At 66.4% G+C, this 586-nt stretch carries 1 protein-coding gene; it reads right to left on the reverse strand.

Going from position 1 to position 586, the window contains the following annotated elements; translation table 11 throughout:
• Window positions 1-586, reverse strand: a 586-nt coding sequence (locus LK12_RS25045) for a universal stress protein (protein WP_197063658.1), incomplete at both ends; no start/stop codon positions are given.

Consider the following 586-nt stretch of genomic DNA (forward strand, 5'->3'; position numbering starts at 1 on the left):
CGCGGCATCCTCCGGCGTATAGGGCCCTTCCGGATCGCCGACACCCAGCAACACGACGTTGGAGGACAGCGCGAGCAGCGGCACGGCTTCGCGCAAGGCTTCCTCGGCCTCTCGCGATCCGTCCCAGGCGACCACGACCGGCCCCGACAGATCGATGCCTCTTGCGGACGCGGGCACAGCAAGAACCGGACACCTGGCCTTTCTGGTCGCTTGCCCGGCCAGATTGCGTACGTCCGAGGGCACATCGTCCGAGAGCCGGATCGAGAGCACGATCAGGTCCGCGAGTGCAGAGGCGGCCTCGACCGATTCCGCCTTGAACCCCACCGTGTCGCACCAGTCCCACGCGACGTCCTCGCTCGCCAGCCGGGCCTTGACGCGCGCCTTGTTGGCGCTTTCGCGATCGCGTTCGCGGTCGATGATGGTGGTCTCGATATAGCCGCCATACCCGGCATAAGCGGCAATGTCGGGCGGCGAGATGACATCGAGGCAGGAGAGGTGTCCGCCAAGGGCGCGCGTGACGTCGAGCGCGGCCTGCAGACGCGATTCCTGACCTTCGTCATCGTGTGTCAGCAAGAGAACGGACTTC

Origin of the sequence: Novosphingobium malaysiense (genome assembly GCF_000802225.1) — a bacterium.
In the GTDB taxonomy this organism is placed as follows: domain Bacteria; phylum Pseudomonadota; class Alphaproteobacteria; order Sphingomonadales; family Sphingomonadaceae; genus Novosphingobium; species Novosphingobium malaysiense.